Below are 16,526 nucleotides of genomic sequence, written 5' to 3'. Positions count from 1 at the left end.
AAATCGGCCTCCCGCTTTTTCCGCGGATTGGCCGTTTCCCCTATATTGGGCGGGGCATAACCTGAGGGCCACAGCCAATCAGGAGATCCCCTTCATGAACATTCCCCGTCTTTCCCTCAGCGTATTTGTCGCCCTCGGCCTGTTGGGCACCAAGGTGCCTGCCTGGGCCCATGGTGACGCGCAGCATCCCGACCAGGTGAAGATTCTCCAGGAGCAGTTGCCCAGCAATGCCCCGGGCAAGAAAGCGGTGATGCTCACCGTCAGCTACGCACCGGGCCAGGCATCGCCCGCCCATCAGCACCCAGGCGCGGTCATGGCTTATGTATTGGAAGGCGCGGTCGTCTCGAAGCTCAACGACGAGCCGCAGAAAACCTACAAGGCCGGCGAGTTCTGGTACGAAGCGCCCGGCACCGTGCACAGTGTATCGAGCAACGCCAGCAAGACCGCGCCGGCCAAGCTGCTGGTGTGGAGCCTGGTGGACGAGGGGCGGCCAGTGACCGAACCCCTGTCCCAATGAGTCGCCCGTCAGGGCGTCGTGGCTACAGTTCGCGCTGCACGGCGCTGATCAGGGCCGTGTCCAGCACTTGGCTGGGTGCCACCTGGACGCTCTGGGTATAGAAGGGCGGCAGGTTCTGCGCCAGTTGCGCCACGGCCTGGGCACTGACGCCGGCAGGCAGTAGCACATACTGCAAGTTGGAGGGGAATGACTGCGGCACCGGCCCTTCCATGGTTGAGCCGTAAGCGCCAAATGTCATCACCGCCTGGCTGGTCGCCGGGTCAGGGATGTACAGGAACACGAAGGTGCCGTATTTGGGGTGCGTGAGGCATTGCTTCGCCTGGGCGCGTACAGCAGGGTCGTTGTCGTTCATCAGCTTCCAGCGCAGTTCGGCATAGCCACGCGTGGTCTCCATGAACGCGGTGCGGATTGGCGACTGCTTCTCCACGCCTCCCAGGCAAGCCAACAGGTTGCCGAACGGGTCGAGCAAGGCCACGGCGTTCATGGTGTCGGCCTGCCGGGCGGTTTCGATCAATGGGCGGGCCAGTTCCTGCCCAGGCATGCGCGGGTTGGCGCTGCTGACCTTGAGGCTCCAGGGGCTCAGGGCGGCCAGGGCCTGCCGGACTTTGCTGTCGGCGGGCAGCGAACTTGGGTTGCGCAACTGGTCAGGTGGCAGGCCGCTGTTGTTGCTGGCGTCACGCACGTTGGACACGCTGGCGTCGAAGATCGAACCGGTGAGGCTGAAGGCTGCCGCATCAATACCGCAGCCGGCATAGACCGGCCCGCTGCCTGCGCCTTGATAGGATCGGTTGATCGGCGCGGCAACCGCATAGTAGCCCCAACTGGCCTGCGCCTTCTGGCGTACGGCGGGCGGCAGGCTGGGGAAATCGAACTGGCTGTTGAAGTTGATCCCCGCGTAAGTATCGATGGCACTGACCGCCACGTTGAAGCCGGCAGTCAGCAGCGAGCCGGCGCACATGGCGCAGGGGTCGAGGGTGGTCACCACGGTCAGTTTTTCCGGCGCTGGCAGGCCCAGGCGTTCGCGATTGGCGAAGTACCAGTCCACCAGCTGTCGTTCACCGTGGGCGGTCGGGTCGTGGGGCAGGAACGGCGGCTGCGCGGTGCTGCCGGGGTAGGGCATCAGCACATTGTTGTGCAGGGCGGCGAGCACGTTGCCGGTGGCGTTTTCGATGATGCAGCCACCAACTGCGAAGGTGCCTTGTTGGCTGGCCAGAATGGCCTGGTTGGCAACGAGTTCCACCGCTTGCTGGGCATTTTGGGCGGTCTGCTTGGTGTCCATCTTGACTCCCTGTCGTTGAGGCGCCGGATGCGCATGCAGACGATAGTTCAGGGCAATTGGAAAACAAGGGGCGTGTGCAAAAGAACCTGTAGTGCCTGCCTGGTGGGCGAGACAGCGCAGGCGTTGTCACGGGCAAGCTGAATTGGGTCGGCCATCGAGAACGTTCACACGGTGGCAGGCAGCTACACGCCAAAACGAAAAAAACCGCCAGGAGGCGGGTTCTTCGGGTGTTCAAAGACTGTGGAGACAATCTCTGCAACGCTGTTTGGCTCCGCGACCTGGACTCGAACCAGGGACCCAATGATTAACAGTCATTTGCTCTACCGACTGAGCTATCGCGGAATTTCGGCGTATCTTACCGGTTGCCAGGGGGAAGTCAAGCTTCCCCTTGGCAATCAAGGAGTTACAGTACTTCTACGATGGCCTTGGTGACCACGTGGATGTTGCTCTGGTTCAGGGCAGCAACAGCGATGCGGCCGGTGTCCAGGGCATAGATGCCGAACTCGTTCTTCAGGCGTGCCACTTGCTCCACGCTCAGGCCGGAGTAGGAGAACATGCCGGCCTGACGACCAACGAAGCTGAAGTCGCGCTTGGCACCGTACTCGGCCAGCAGCTCGACCATCTGCTTGCGCATGCCATGGATGCGGGTGCGCATCTCGGCCAGTTCGGCTTCCCACATCTGGCACAGCTCAGGGCTGTTCAGCACGGTGGCGACGATGGTCGCGCCGTGGGTCGGCGGGTTGGAGTAGGTGGTGCGGATCACCCGTTTGACCTGCGACAGCACGCGGGTGCTCTCGTCTTTCGAGGCGGTGACGATCGACAGCGCGCCGACGCGCTCGCCGTACAGCGAGAACGACTTGGAGAACGAGCTGGACACGAAGAACTCCAGGCCCGACTCGGCGAACAGGCGCACGGCGAAGGCGTCTTCGGCGATGCCGTCACCAAAGCCCTGGTAGGCCATGTCGAGGAACGGCACGTGGCCTTTGGCCTTGACCACTTCCAGCACGTTCTTCCAGTCGTCCAGCGACAGGTCGACGCCGGTCGGGTTGTGGCAGCAGGCGTGCAGCACGATGATCGAGCCGGAGGGCAGGTTGTTCAGGTCTTCGAGCATGCCGGCACGGTTGACGTCATGGCTGGCGGCGTCGTAGTAACGGTAGTTCTTGACCGGGAAACCTGCGGTTTCGAACAGAGCGCGGTGGTTTTCCCAGCTCGGGTCGCTGATGGCAACCACGGCGCCCGGCGCCAGGCGCTTGAGGAAGTCGGCACCGATCTTGAGCGCGCCGGTACCGCCGACAGCCTGCACGGTCACTACACGGCCGGCGGCCAGCAGTGGCGATTGGGCACCGAAAATCAGCTTTTGCACGGCCTGGTCGTACTGCGCGATGCCATCGATCGGCAGGTAGCCGCGGGAAGCGTGCTGGGCGGCACGCTGGGTCTCTGCTTCGATCACTGCGCGCAGCAGCGGAATGCGGCCTTCCTCATTGCAGTAGACGCCTACGCCCAGGTTGACCTTGTCGGTACGTGGGTCAGCGTTGAATGCTTCGTTGAGGCCCAGGATGGGGTCGCGGGGTGCCAGCTCGACAGCGGAAAACAGGCTCATTGTTACCTTGGCTCGGATAGGAGAGTGAAAGGGGTTGCCACGCTCCAGCCGAATGCACTGAAGCGGTGCACAAACGGGGAGTCAGTATAGTGATACCGACCGGTCACTGCGACAGTCTGGCGCAGCTTTTCCGGCTGTTTGCGCAAATATTTTTCGACCATTGGTCGAATTGCCCGGTCCATTGCCATAGGTGCTGCCGGGCCAGGCTTGAAAGCCGCGCCCGGCGGGCGCATTTGCGTATAGACTACTGGCTAAATTTACAGTTGCCGCGACATTCACGAGGTCCGTCATGTCCGAGTTCCAGCTCGTCACCCGATTCCAGCCGGCCGGCGACCAGCCCGAGGCCATCCGCCAGATGGTCGAAGGCATCGAGGCCGGGCTTTCGCACCAGACGCTGCTGGGCGTGACCGGCTCGGGCAAGACCTTCAGCATCGCCAACGTGATCCAGCAGGTGCAGCGCCCGACCTTGGTGCTGGCGCCGAACAAGACCCTGGCGGCGCAGCTTTACGGCGAGTTCAAGGCGTTCTTCCCGAACAACGCGGTCGAGTACTTCGTCTCCTACTACGACTACTACCAGCCCGAGGCCTACGTGCCGTCGTCGGACACCTTCATCGAGAAGGACGCCTCGATCAACGACCATATCGAGCAGATGCGTCTGTCGGCGACCAAGGCGCTGCTGGAGCGGCGCGACGCGATCATCGTCACCACCGTATCGTGCATCTATGGCCTGGGCAGCCCCGAGGCGTACCTGAAGATGGTCCTGCACGTCGATCGTGGCGACCAACTCGACCAGCGTGCGTTGCTGCGCCGCCTGACCGAACTGCAGTACACCCGCAACGAGATGGACTTCGCCCGCGCCACCTTCCGTGTGCGCGGCGATGTGATCGACGTGTTCCCGGCCGAATCGGACCTGGAGGCCATCCGCATCGAACTGTTCGATGACGAGGTGGAGAACATCGCCGCCTTCGACCCGCTGACCGGCGAGGTGATCCGCAAGCTGCCGCGCTTCACCTTCTACCCCAAGTCGCACTACGTCACGCCGCGCGAAACGCTGCTCGAAGCGGTGGAGGGCATCAAGGAAGAGCTCAAGGAGCGCCTGGAGTACCTGCACAAGCACAACAAGCTGGTCGAGGCCCAGCGCCTGGAGCAGCGCACCCGCTTCGACCTGGAGATGATCCTCGAACTGGGCTACTGCAACGGCATCGAAAACTACTCGCGCTACCTTTCCGGGCGCCCGGCTGGTGCGCCGCCACCCACGCTGTACGACTACCTGCCGGCGGATGCACTGCTGGTGATCGACGAATCCCACGTTTCCGTACCCCAGGTCGGCGCCATGTACAAAGGCGACCGCTCGCGCAAGGAAACGCTGGTGGAGTATGGCTTCCGCATGCCATCGGCATTGGACAACCGCCCCATGCGCTTCGACGAGTGGGAGGCGGTCAGCCCGCAGACCATCTTCGTGTCCGCAACGCCCGGCCCTTACGAAGCCGAGCACGCCGGGCGCGTGGTCGAGCAGGTGGTGCGCCCCACCGGCCTGGTCGACCCGCAGGTCGAAGTGCGTCCCGCGCTGACCCAGGTCGACGACCTGCTGTCGGAAATCGGCAAGCGCGTCGCCTTGGGCGAGCGGGTGCTGGCCACCACCCTGACCAAGCGTATGGCCGAAGACCTCACCGACTACCTGGCCGATCACGATGTGCGAGTGCGTTACCTGCACTCGGACATCGATACCGTCGAGCGGGTGGAGATCATCCGCGACCTGCGCCTGGGCACCTTCGACGTATTGGTGGGCATCAACCTGCTGCGCGAAGGCCTGGACATGCCGGAAGTGTCGCTGGTGGCCATCCTCGATGCCGACAAGGAAGGCTTCCTGCGTTCCGAGCGTTCGCTGATCCAGACCATTGGCCGTGCGGCGCGCAACCTCAACGGCAAGGCAATCCTCTACGCCGACAACATCACCGGTTCCATGCAGCGCGCCATCGACGAGACCGAGCGGCGTCGGGCCAAGCAGGTGGCGTTCAACGCCGCCAACGGCATCGTGCCCAAGGGTGTGGTCAAGGACATCACCGACATCATGGAAGGTGCCACCGTGCCCGGTGCGCGCAGCAAGAAGCGCAAGGGCATGGCCAAGGCGGCGGAGGAGGCCGGGCGTTACGAAGTCGAGTTGCAGACCCCGGCCGAGATCACCAAGCGCATCAAGCAGTTGGAAGAGAAAATGTTCCAGTTCGCCCGCGACCTGGAGTTCGAGGCTGCCGCGCAGTTGCGCGACGAGATCGGCAAGCTGCGCGAGCGCCTGATCGCCAGTTGAAGGCCAGGGTTTGTATGAAAAGTCGCCGAGCGGCGATCAGGCAAGGCGAAAACAGGCGAGGAACGGTCGGAGTCGCGCTCGACTTTACGGGTTGTAAATGAGCATTCCGAGCCTGTTTTCAACGCAGCATGATCGTCGCGCAGGCACTCTTCGTACAAAGCCTAGTGTCGGCACGCTCTCTGTAGGATCGGCCTCGTGTCGCGAAAGGGCTGCGTAGCGCGGGATGACGACAAGTAGACCGGCCAAATGGCCGGTTACTACAACATGCTGACCACACGCTTCACAAATCTGGCAGCGAGGTTGATGCGAGAAATACGCGAACAACCATCGCCCTTAAAGCTGAAGTTCGAAAGGTGAGTTCGTCGGACGCTTACCGTAAAGGAACGACGTTAATTGGTCATCGGACACCTCTCCCTGGCGAGCATTCTCGTCTAAATGGGTGTCAAGTTTTATTGGACCACTACAAGCATTCCTGGCTGGTAAGCGCTGTGTAAAAGGGGAGCGGTTCCACGCAACTAGAAAGCCCAGCGAGCACCCAGCACGAACTCACTGGACACCAGATTGGCCTTCATTTTTTCGTCCTGCAGGCGTCGGGCGTTGTTGAAGCTGTTCCAACCGCTTTCGGTATCGCCCATATCGATGTAGCGATAGCCCAAGTCCAGGGCCAGACGGTCGGTGACGTCATACGCCACACCCGCACCCAGCGACCACGCTAGATTGGTCTGCTTTTGCGACTCATACTGGCGCGACTCGTTGCCCTGCCAGCCCGAAGACTTCAAATGAGCCAAGCCCAACCCGGCCGAACCGTACAGCGAGATTTTGTCGCTGATACGGAAATCCCGGTAAGCATTGAGCATTACACGACGGGACTCGATGTGATGAACATTGAGGCTGCTGGGGAAGTTGCTCGAGCCGCTGGTGAATTTGTCTTTTTGCGGCAGCGACAGCTCCCCTTCCAAACGCCAGCCATTGCCAAACCGATAACCCATCCCGATAGAGCCGCTGATGTCGTTGGTGCTGTTGTCGCCCGCAACGAACGAACCGATACCGGGGCGTGCGCTTGAGGACATATTGCGAGCCTTGTGCTCGGCGCTAATTACCCGGGCGACACCGTAATAGCCCTCTTGTTCAACAGGCGCGGCGGATGCCAACGAAGTTTGAGCCGCCAAAGTCGCCAGCAGTGAAAGAGACAGTTTCTCAGTCATTTTCATTTCTATTATTTCTCTTGAGGATCTTCAGTGCGTTGTTTTTGTCGCTCGGCCAACTAACTCCGCCAACGGAAGTGGGCATTCAGTTAGTAGGTCAGAAACCCAGGGCAAGGCCATGCCGGCTTCGTGGCCGACAGAGACTGGATTGAGCACCACATCGAAACTATGGGTGCGTAGGGCCTGGCAAGCGGCCTCGAGAGTAGGAACTACCGTGGGTTTTCCCCAAGGATTGCAAGCGGTGCAGTCCGTGCACTTTTCCCCCACAAGCAGTACCTGTGGTGGTTTCAATCCGTTGTAGCTCTGGCATCCTTTTGATGATGTCTCTCTCGTTTGTCTCTGTGGCGACATGGCGACCACTGTACGGAGCGAAACAAAGAGGGAATGTAGGACAAAGACTAAAAAGCGTTTAGGCAGTGAAAAAAGTGCTGCTTCGCTACCCCTGATCCATGCATGCATAAATCCTGGGGCCGCTTTACGCGCCTTTCCGAGCGGTCCGGCGCCTCGGCAAGGCAGCTCTTGCAGGCCGGCTACCTCAATGAGCTTCCCCGGCCTTCAATCCCAGCGGCAACTTGCGCGTCAACAACACCGCCAGCATGCTCACCGCCAGCCCGATCCCGACGAAGTGGAAGGCATCGTTGTAGGCCATGATCATCGCCTGCTGGTGGGTGATCTCACTGAGCTTGCCCAGCGCCGCGGTGTCGTTGCCCAACCGCTCGGTGAGTTGCGCCAGGCGCTCGGCCACTTGCGGGTTGCTCGGCACCAGTGCTTCACGCAGGTAGTCGAAGTACACCTTGGCCCGCGCATCCAGCAAGGTCGCCAGCAAGGCGATGCCAATTGCGCCGCCGAGGTTGCGCAAGATGTTGAACAGGCTCGACGCCGAACCCGCATCCTGGGGTTGGATGTAGGCCGTGGCGATCAGCGAGATGGTCACCATGATCATTGGCTGGCCAATGGCGCGGATCACCTGGATCTGGTTGAACTGCGGCCCGGCGAAGTCCGGGTTGAGCACCCCCGAACTCAAACTGGCCACGCCAAACAGGCAAAAGCCCAAGGCGCACAGCAGCTTCGGCGAGATCACCTTCATCAGCAGCGGCACCAGTGGAATCAGGAACAATTGCGGCACCCCCATCCACATGATCACCTCGCCGATCTGCAGGGCGTTGTAGCCCTGGATCTGGGCCAGATACAGCGGCAGCAGGTAGATCGAACCGTACAGCCCCACACCCATGCCCAGGCTGGCGATGCTGGATAAACCGAAGTTGCGGTTGCCGAGGATGCGCAGGTTGATCAGCGGGTGCGGGCGGGACAGCTGCAGGATCACGAACAGGATCAGGCTGACCAGGGCGACACTGCCCAGGCCGACGATCAGGCTGGATTCCAGCCAGTCCTTGCGGTGGCCCTCTTCAAGGAACACCTGCAGGCAGCCCAGGCCCAGGCCGAGGCTCACGATGCCGGAGTAGTCCGTGCTTTTCAGCAGCTCCCAGTGGGCTTCTTTCTTTTCCAGCCCGTACATCAGCCCGGCAATCATCAGCAGCCCTGGCGGGATGTTGATGTAGAAGATGTACTCCCAACCCCAGTTCTCGGTCAGCCAGCCACCCAGGGTCGGGCCGATCGACGGGGCGAAGGTGGCGGTCATGGCGAACATGGCCATGCCCTTGGCGCGGTGGTGTTCCGGCAGTTTGATCAACGTCAGGGTGAACGCCAGCGGGATCAGCGCGCCGCCGGTGAAGCCCTGCAGGGCGCGGAACACGATCATGCTTTCCAGGTTCCAGGCCATCGAGCACAGCAGCGACGAGGCCAGGAAACCCAGCGACACCCACACCGCCAGGCGCCGGGCCGACAGCAGCTGCACCAGCCAGGCGGTCAGCGGGATCATGATGATCTCGGCCACCAGGTAGGAGGTGGAAATCCACGAGCCTTCCTCCAGGGTGGCTGACAGCGCGCCCTGGATGTCCTTGAGCGAGGAGTTGGTGATCTGGATGTCCAGCACTGCCATGAAGGCACCGAGCATCACGCTCATCACCGCGATCCAGTCGCGCCGGCTGGGTTCTGCGCTGGGCCGCAGCAGTTGGTCACCGGCCATCGCGGCTGTCGTCCTGGCTGCGCAGGTCGACGGTGGCCGTCACCGACATGCCCGGGCGGATGCGGCCATGCAGCGGGTTGTCGGCGGCGAAGGTCAGCTTGACCGGGATGCGCTGCACCACCTTGGTGAAGTTGCCGGTGGCGTTGTCTGGCGGCAGCAGGCTGAACTGTGCCCCGGACGCGGCGAACAGGCTGTCGACGCGGCCTTCGATCGGGGTGTCGGGGTAGCTGTCGAACAGCAGTTCGGCACGCTGGCCGGGGTGCATCTTGCCGATCTGGGTTTCCTTGAAGTTGGCCTGCACCCAGATGTCCTGGTCCGGAACGATCGACAGCAGGTAGGCGCCGGCCTGCACCACCTGGCCGTTGCGCGCGCTGCGCTGGCCGATTGTGCCGCTGATCGGCGCGTGGATCTCGCAGCGGGTCAGGTTGATCTCGGCCTGCGCCAGGTCGGCGCGGGCATTGGCAATCTGCGCATCGAGGCGCTTGAGTTCGGCGCTCAGGGCATCGACCTGCTGGCGCTGGCCCTTGAGGTCGGCCTGGGCCTTGTCCACTTGGGAACGGGCGACATGGCTTTCCGCCGAGAGGGTGGTGACACGCTCTTCGGAAACGAAGCCGGGCTTGCGCAGGGCCTGGGCGCGGTTGAGGTCGAGCTGCGAGCGGTCGAGGGTGGCCTGGTTGGCGGCCACCTGGGCCTGGCCGGCGGCAATCAGGCTGCCTTGCTGGGCGAGCCGGCTCTGCGCCTGCACCAGTTCCGCTTCGCGGGTGGCCAATGCGGCGCGGGCGCGGGCCACGGCCAGTTCGAAATCAGCGACTTCCAGGCGCACCAGCAGGTCGCCCTTGTCGACGTGCTGGTTGTCTTCCACCTTCACTTCATCGATGCGCGCGCCGAGCTGGCTGGATACGCGGGTGATCTCGCCCTGTACATAAGCGTTGTCGGTGCTCTCGAAGAAGCGCCCCTTGAAGTACCAGTGGGCGAGGAAGGCGAGGGCGATCAGTGCGACCAGGGTGATGAAGATCAGCAGGCGACGTTTGAGTTGGGCGGGCATGAGGACTATGGTTCCAGAAGTGTAAGCAAATTTAACAGCCGCAACCGGCATCGTCACAAGTGACGAAAGCGCCATTGCTGGAGCCCAGTGCCCGCTCCCTGCTAACATCCCGCCTTTGTTTGAATCTTCGTTCGAGACTCTCCATGACCACCGTTCGCACGCGTATCGCGCCATCGCCCACTGGCGACCCCCATGTCGGCACTGCCTACATCGCCCTGTTCAACTACTGCTTTGCCAAGCAGCACGGCGGTGAGTTCATCCTGCGTATCGAAGACACCGACCAGTTGCGCTCCACCCGCGAGTCGGAACAGCAGATCTTCGACGCCCTGCGCTGGCTCGGCATCGAATGGAACGAAGGCCCGGACGTCGGCGGCCCGCACGGCCCGTACCGGCAGAGCGAGCGTGGCGAAATCTACGCCAAGTACGCCAAGGAGCTGGTCGATGCAGGCCACGCCTTCTACTGCTTCTGCACCGCCGAAGAGCTGGAGCAGATGCGTGCCGAGCAGATGGCCCGCGGCGAGACCCCGCGCTACGACGGTCGCGCCCTGCTGCTGAGCGATGAGGAAGTGCAGCGCCGCCTGGCGGCCGGCGAGCCGCACGTGATCCGCATGAAGGTGCCGAGCGAAGGCATCTGCGTGGTGCCGGACATGCTGCGTGGCGATGTCGAGATCCCGTGGGACCGCATGGACATGCAGGTGCTGATGAAGAACGACGGCCTGCCGACGTACTTCCTGGCCAACGTGGTCGACGATCACCTGATGGGCATCACCCATGTACTGCGTGGCGAAGAGTGGCTGCCCTCGGCGCCCAAGCTGATCAAGCTGTACGAGTACTTCGGCTGGGAGCAGCCCAAGCTTTGCTACATGCCGCTGCTGCGCAACCCGGACAAGAGCAAGCTGTCCAAGCGCAAGAACCCGACCTCGGTCACCTTCTACGAGCGCATGGGCTTCATGCCCGAAGCGATGCTCAACTACCTGGGCCGCATGGGCTGGTCGATGCCGGACGAGCGCGAGAAGTTCTCGCTGGCAGAGATGGTCGAGCACTTCGACCTGTCGCGCATCTCGCTGGGCGGCCCGATCTTCGACATCGAGAAGCTGTCCTGGCTCAACGGCCAGTGGCTGCGTGAACTGCCGGTGGAAGAGTTCGCCGCGCGCCTGCAGAAGTGGGCCTTCAACAGCGACTACATGATGAAGATCGCCCCGCACGTGCAGGGCAGGGTTGAAACCTTCAGCCAGGTTGCCCCGCTGGGTGGTTTCTTCTTCGAAGGCGCGTTGAAGCTTGACGCCAAGCTGTTCGAGAGCAAGAAACTGTCGTCTGACCAGGTGCGCCAGGTGATGCAGCTGATCCTGTGGAAGCTGGAAAGCCTGCGCCAGTGGGAGAAAGACCGCATCACCGCCTGCATCCAGGCAGTGGTCGAGTCGTTGGAGCTCAAGTTGCGCGATGCCATGCCACTGATGTTCGCCGCCATCACTGGCCAGGCCAGCTCGGTGTCGGTATTGGACGCCATGGAAATCCTCGGCCCAGACCTGACTCGTTACCGCCTGCGCCAGGCCCTGGACCTGCTGGGCGGCGTGTCGAAGAAAGAAAACAAAGAGTGGGAAAAGCTGCTGGCGAATATCGCCTGAGCTAGCTATCGCTGCCCCCTGTAGGAGCGGCCTTGTGTCGCGAAAGGGCCGCAAAGCGGCCCCGGCGATTCTGCATCAACGCACAGATTGTGGGACCGCGCTGCGGTCCTTTCGCGGCACAAGGCCGCTCCTACAAGGGCGCAGCGTTCCGAGTCAGCAGGGCAGGGCGGTAAGTGATTGTTATCTGTGAAAAATTTTTTGAATAATTTCAAAAATTCGTTTGACAGCCCTGCAATCGGAACTTAATATGCGCCCCGTCCACAGCGATGAACGAAAACGAAACGCCAGGCACCCAGCCAGCGCTTCGGTTCAAAGCGACATTGTGGGGCTATAGCTCAGCTGGGAGAGCGCCTGCATGGCATGCAGGAGGTCAGCGGTTCGATCCCGCTTAGCTCCACCAAATTCCGCTTAACGGCAATGCCGGTAAGCAAGACCGGGTCCAGCAACCGGGTCTTGAAGGTAAGAAGGTTCGTCCCCTTCGTCTAGTGGCCTAGGACACCGCCCTTTCACGGCGGTAACAGGGGTTCGAGTCCCCTAGGGGACGCCAGTTTTGCACAAGCGATGTTTGATCATGTCGCTGGGCCGAGAGGCTATAAATCTGGGGCTATAGCTCAGCTGGGAGAGCGCCTGCATGGCATGCAGGAGGTCAGCGGTTCGATCCCGCTTAGCTCCACCAATTTGCCGCGGTTCGTGAAAACGGATCGGCACGAAGGTTACGTCCCCTTCGTCTAGTGGCCTAGGACACCGCCCTTTCACGGCGGTAACAGGGGTTCGAGTCCCCTAGGGGACGCCACTTTTACCCGCGTTTTGCGGGAGTTGAAAGGCTCATCATAATTGGGTGAGCCTTTTGTTTTACCTCGGGGCTATAGCTCAGCTGGGAGAGCGCCTGCATGGCATGCAGGAGGTCAGCGGTTCGATCCCGCTTAGCTCCACCAATTCGCCGCGATTCGTAAATACGGATCGGCACGAAGGTTACGTCCCCTTCGTCTAGTGGCCTAGGACACCGCCCTTTCACGGCGGTAACAGGGGTTCGAGTCCCCTAGGGGACGCCATTTTTTACCCGCGTTTTGCGGGACTTATAAGGCTCATTCGATTATTGAATGGGCCTTTTGTTTTTGCTGCTCCCTGAGAATTTGCTGCCGGCCGCTTGCTCGCCGCAGATTTTGCTTGCCTTGAAATATGATAGGCATAATATGTCGATCATAATATTTTGAGGTGAGCCATGAGCGACAAGAAGAGCAAGACACGCGAACGCATTCTTGAAGCGGCGCGTGGCGCGTTGATCCAGCACGGGCCGGCCGAGCCCAGTGTGAGCCAGGTCATGGGCGCCGCCGGGCTGACCGTGGGTGGCTTCTACGCCCATTTCGACAGCAAGGATGAGCTCATGCTGGAGGCCTTCAGCCAGTTGCTGGCCGAGCGCCGGGCCTTGCTCGCCGGGGTCGACCTGAGCCTGGACGGTGCTGGCCGTCGTGCGCTGGTTGCCGCTTTCTATCTTTCGCGCAAGCACCGTGACGCAGAAGTGGCGGCCTGCCCGCTACCCAATGCACTCAGCGAAATGCAGCGCCTGCCAGACGCTTTCCGTGAGGTTCTGGTGGAGCACATCGAGCTGATGACCGCGCAGATGGTCGACCGCCCCGAAGACATGGACAAGGCCCTGGCCGACTTCGCCCTGATGGTGGGTGGCCTGGCAGTGGCGCGGGCCTTGGGCACTGGCGAGCTGTCCGATCGTATCCTGCGTGCCGCCAAATCGGCGGTGATCTGAGCACGTTCATTCCTGGAGCATGGCGATGAATACCCTGAGCTGGATTCGTGGTGTCAACGGCACCCTCGGCCACCTGGCCCCTGAGCACGTTGCCGGCAAGATGCGCCGCGCCTTCATGAGCCCACGCACCCTGCCACCGAGGGACTGGGAACTGCCGCTGCTGGCTCGCGCCGAGCGCATCACTCTGCGCTTCGGGCTGTCGGCACTGCGCTGGGGGCAAGGGCCGACCGTGTTGCTGATGCACGGTTGGGAAGGGCGGCCAACCCAGTTCGCCGCACTGATCGAAACCCTGGTCGCTGCCGGGCATACCGTGGTGTCGCTGGAGGGCCCGGGCCATGGACGCTCGCCAGGGCATCAGGCCCACGTGGTGCTGTTCGCCCGCGCCTTGCTGGAGGCCGCAGCCGAGTTGCCGCCGCTGCGCGCGGTGATTGGGCATTCCATGGGTGGCGCCAGCGTGCTGCTGGCGCTGCAGTGGGGGTTGCGTGCCGAAGCGGCGGTGAGTATTGCCGCGCCAGCCCGGTTGCTGGGGGTGATGCGCGGCTTCGCCCGGCATCTGGGGTTGCCGGCACGGGCCAGGGCGGCCTTCATTCGCCAGGTCGAGCGTGATATCGGCGTGCAGATTGCGCGCCTGGATGTCACCGGTTATCAGTTGGACCTGCCGGGCCTGGTGGTGCATGCCAGTGATGATGTGCTGGTGCCGGCTGGTGAATCGCAGGTCATTCACAAGGCCTGGTTCGACAGCCGCCTGCTTTTGCTCGAAGAAGGTGGCCACGTGCGCGTGCTGGCCGACCCGCGGCTGGGTGAAGCGGTACTCGAACTGCTGGCGCGCACCAATGAGCGAGCCCGACAAAGCGCCTGAGCATCCGTTACACTCTGCCCGTTCACGAACAACCAGGAGCGGGCATGAGCTGGGATCTGGCGGCACCATTCACCATCGACCTTCGCGTCGGCAATGAGGACATCGATGGCCTCGGCCACGCCAACAATGCGGTCTACGTCACTTGGCTCGAACGCTGCGCCTGGCGCCATTCCCAGCGGCTGGGGCTGGACCTGGCCGAATACCGTCGCCTGGACCGGGCCATGGCCGTGGTGCGCCACGAGATCGACTACCTCGCTGCCGCCTACGAGGATGACGAGCTGCAACTGGCCACCTGGATCGTCGACTGGGACCAGCGCCTGCGCATGACCCGGCGTTTCCAGCTCAAGCGCCCGAGCGACGGCGTCACTCTGTTACGCGCGCACACCACCTTCGCCTGCATCGAGCTGTCCACTGGCAAACCCAGGCGCATGCCGGCGGAGTTCCTCGACGGCTATGGCGCGGCGCTGATCGGCAACTGAAAAGCGGCGGATTTTTGCTAGACTGCCGCCTTTTGCGCCCTGAGACCCTCACATGCAAATTGCCCTGGCCCCGATGGAGGGGCTGGTCGACAACATCCTGCGCGACGTCCTGACCCGGGTGGGTGGCATCGATTGGTGCGTCACCGAGTTCATCCGCGTCTGCGACCGCCTGTTGCCGGAATCCTCGTTCGACAAACTGGCCCCGGAACTGCGCCAGGGAGCGCGCACCGCGGCCGGCGTGCCGATGCGTGTGCAACTGCTCGGTTCGGACCCGGTGTGCCTGGCCGAGAACGCGGCGCTGGCCTGCGAGCTGGGGGCGCCGGTGATCGACCTGAACTTCGGCTGCCCGGCCAAGACCGTCAACAAATCGCGTGGCGGGGCGGTGCTGCTCAAGGAGCCGGAGCTGCTGCATGCCATCGTGCGTGAGGTGCGCCGCGCCGTGCCGGCGCATATCCCGGTGACCTCCAAGATGCGCCTGGGCTTCGACAGCCCGGATGGCGCGCTGGAGTGCGCCACGGCGTTGGCCGAAGGCGGCTCGGCGCACCTGGTGGTGCATGCGCGGACCAAGGTCGAGGGCTACAAGCCGCCGGCCCACTGGGAGTGGGTGGCGCGGGTGCAGGATGTGGTCAAGGTGCCGGTGTTCGCCAATGGCGAGATCTGGACCGTCGACGACTGGCGACGCTGCCGTGAAGTGAGCGGCGCCGAGGACATCATGCTCGGTCGCGGCCTGGTGTCGCGCCCGGACCTGGCCCTGCAGATCGCGGCCGCCCGCGATGGCCGTGACTACCAGCCGATGAGCTGGGACGAGCTGCTGCCGTTGCTGCGCGAGTTCTGGCGACAGGCGCAGGCCAAGCTGTCGCCGCGCTATGCGCCGGGGCGCATGAAACAGTGGCTGGCGATGCTGACCCGGGGTTATCCCGAGGCGGTGCTGCTGTTCGCCGAGTTGCGGCGTGAGGATGATTGCCAGCGGATCAGCAGATTGCTGGGCGTGGAGTCGCAGGTGTTCGAGGAGTGCGTTGCCTGATCTGGCCCTATCGCCGGCAAGCCGGCTCCCACAGGGTTCGCGCCATCCTTGCCGGCGATGAATGGCAAGCAAATTTTTAGTCGAGCCCTTGAAAGCGTTTTGCCCGGCCATATCTCTTTGAGTACGCGATGCCGAAGTCGGGTCGCGTAGTGACTTACTTGCTGAATCTCAGGAGTTTATGACCATGACTACCGCTTTCTCTCTCGCACCCCTTTTCCGCAACTCCGTCGGCTTCGACCGTTTCAACGACCTGTTTGAAGCTGCAGCACGCAACGAGGCCGGTAGCAGCTACCCGCCCTACAACGTGGAAAAGCATGGTGAAGACCACTATCGCATCGTGGTTGCCGCTGCCGGTTTCCAGGAACAGGACCTCGACCTGCAGGTCGAAAAAGGCGTCCTGACCGTGTCCGGTGGCAAACGCGATAACGGCAATGAAGGCGTCACCTTCCTGCATCAGGGCATCGCCCAGCGCGCCTTCAAGCTGTCGTTCCGCCTGGCCGACCACATCGAGGTCAAGGGCGCAGGCCTTGCCAACGGCCTGCTCAGCATCGAACTGCTGCGCGTGGTGCCGGAAGAAGCCAAGGCCAAGCGCATCCCGATCAATGGCGACAAGCCTGCGCTGAACTGAGTTCGGACGGGATGAACGAAAGGGCACCTTCGGGTGCCCTTTTTTTGTGCCCTGCATAGCGCAATCAACAGACCCTGTGGGAGCGGGTTTACCCGCGAATGCGGTGTTGAGG

The 16,526-nt window shown here is 62.5% G+C and carries 13 protein-coding genes and 7 tRNA genes; 14 read left to right on the top strand and 6 right to left on the bottom strand.

Features of this window, described 5'->3' with window-relative positions:
* Positions 1–94: 94 nt before the first annotated feature.
* Complete coding sequence (locus tag ABE459_RS09535) at positions 95–517, top strand: cupin domain-containing protein (RefSeq protein WP_323833303.1); 423 nt, start codon at positions 95–97, stop codon at positions 515–517.
* 22 nt (positions 518–539) lie between these two features.
* Here the strand turns inward: ABE459_RS09535 and ABE459_RS09530 are convergent, their stop codons facing one another.
* From ABE459_RS09530 to ABE459_RS09520, 3 genes are all read right to left on the bottom strand, one after another.
* Entirely contained in the window at positions 540–1,796 is a 1,257-nt protein-coding gene (locus ABE459_RS09530; protein ID WP_323833305.1) for a nucleoside deaminase, read from the bottom strand.
* 266 nt (positions 1,797–2,062) lie between these two features.
* Positions 2,063–2,138, bottom strand: a tRNA-Asn gene (locus ABE459_RS09525).
* A gap of 61 nt (positions 2,139–2,199) precedes the next feature.
* Positions 2,200–3,396 carry an amino acid aminotransferase gene (locus ABE459_RS09520; protein WP_125463243.1) on the bottom strand — a complete coding sequence of 399 codons (1,197 nt, stop codon included), beginning with the start codon at positions 3,394–3,396 and terminating at the stop codon, positions 2,200–2,202.
* Positions 3,397–3,685: 289 nt separating this feature from the next.
* Here ABE459_RS09520 and uvrB point away from each other — a divergent pair, with 289 nt between their 5' ends.
* Positions 3,686–5,701 (top strand): excinuclease ABC subunit UvrB, encoded by a 2,016-nt coding sequence (gene uvrB / locus ABE459_RS09515; RefSeq protein WP_125463244.1) that lies wholly within the window; start codon positions 3,686–3,688, stop codon positions 5,699–5,701.
* Positions 5,702–6,216: 515 nt separating this feature from the next.
* Here uvrB and ABE459_RS09510 read toward each other — a convergent pair.
* The 3 genes from ABE459_RS09510 to ABE459_RS09500 form a co-directional block, all read right to left on the bottom strand.
* Positions 6,217–6,906, bottom strand: a complete 690-nt coding sequence (locus tag ABE459_RS09510; protein ID WP_223277183.1) for an outer membrane beta-barrel protein — start codon at positions 6,904–6,906, stop codon at positions 6,217–6,219.
* A gap of 535 nt (positions 6,907–7,441) precedes the next feature.
* Positions 7,442–8,932: an MDR family MFS transporter gene (locus ABE459_RS09505; protein WP_323833319.1), complete on the bottom strand. Its 1,491-nt coding sequence runs from the start codon at positions 8,930–8,932 to the stop codon at positions 7,442–7,444.
* 49 nt (positions 8,933–8,981) lie between these two features.
* Positions 8,982–10,037 (bottom strand): HlyD family secretion protein, encoded by a 1,056-nt coding sequence (locus ABE459_RS09500; RefSeq protein ID WP_125463247.1) that lies wholly within the window; start codon positions 10,035–10,037, stop codon positions 8,982–8,984.
* 143 nt (positions 10,038–10,180) lie between these two features.
* Here ABE459_RS09500 and gltX point away from each other — a divergent pair, with 143 nt between their 5' ends.
* The 12 genes from gltX (at position 10,181) to ABE459_RS09440 (ending at position 16,414) form a co-directional block, all read left to right on the top strand.
* Positions 10,181–11,662: a glutamate--tRNA ligase gene (gene gltX / locus ABE459_RS09495; protein WP_125857910.1), complete on the top strand. Its 1,482-nt coding sequence runs from the start codon at positions 10,181–10,183 to the stop codon at positions 11,660–11,662.
* A 324-nt stretch (positions 11,663–11,986) separates the two neighbouring features.
* A tRNA-Ala gene (locus tag ABE459_RS09490) sits at positions 11,987–12,062 on the top strand.
* 71 nt (positions 12,063–12,133) lie between these two features.
* Positions 12,134–12,209 (top strand) — tRNA-Glu (locus tag ABE459_RS09485).
* A gap of 53 nt (positions 12,210–12,262) precedes the next feature.
* A tRNA-Ala gene (locus tag ABE459_RS09480) sits at positions 12,263–12,338 on the top strand.
* A gap of 41 nt (positions 12,339–12,379) precedes the next feature.
* Positions 12,380–12,455 (top strand) — tRNA-Glu (locus ABE459_RS09475).
* A 66-nt stretch (positions 12,456–12,521) separates the two neighbouring features.
* A tRNA-Ala gene (locus tag ABE459_RS09470) sits at positions 12,522–12,597 on the top strand.
* A gap of 41 nt (positions 12,598–12,638) precedes the next feature.
* Positions 12,639–12,714, top strand: a tRNA-Glu gene (locus ABE459_RS09465).
* A 170-nt stretch (positions 12,715–12,884) separates the two neighbouring features.
* Positions 12,885–13,424, top strand: coding sequence for a TetR/AcrR family transcriptional regulator (locus ABE459_RS09460; protein ID WP_323833309.1), 540 nt, complete (start codon positions 12,885–12,887; stop codon positions 13,422–13,424).
* A gap of 25 nt (positions 13,425–13,449) precedes the next feature.
* The gene (locus tag ABE459_RS09455) at positions 13,450–14,283 is read left to right on the top strand and encodes an alpha/beta fold hydrolase (protein ID WP_125463249.1); all 834 of its coding nucleotides are present in this window, start codon (positions 13,450–13,452) and stop codon (positions 14,281–14,283) included.
* 44 nt (positions 14,284–14,327) lie between these two features.
* Entirely contained in the window at positions 14,328–14,762 is a 435-nt protein-coding gene (locus ABE459_RS09450) for a thioesterase family protein (protein ID WP_125463250.1), read from the top strand.
* 52 nt (positions 14,763–14,814) lie between these two features.
* Entirely contained in the window at positions 14,815–15,786 is a 972-nt protein-coding gene (locus ABE459_RS09445) for a tRNA-dihydrouridine synthase (protein WP_323833311.1), read from the top strand.
* 184 nt (positions 15,787–15,970) lie between these two features.
* The gene (locus ABE459_RS09440; protein WP_110996452.1) at positions 15,971–16,414 is read left to right on the top strand and encodes an Hsp20 family protein; all 444 of its coding nucleotides are present in this window, start codon (positions 15,971–15,973) and stop codon (positions 16,412–16,414) included.
* Positions 16,415–16,526: the final 112 nt, after the last annotated feature.

The sequence above is a fragment of the Pseudomonas sp. TWI923 genome, from assembly GCF_039673365.1.
Lineage (GTDB): Bacteria > Pseudomonadota > Gammaproteobacteria > Pseudomonadales > Pseudomonadaceae > Aquipseudomonas > Aquipseudomonas sichuanensis.
Note: the sequence above shows the minus strand (reverse complement) of the source record. Positions and strands in the feature narration are given on the sequence as shown.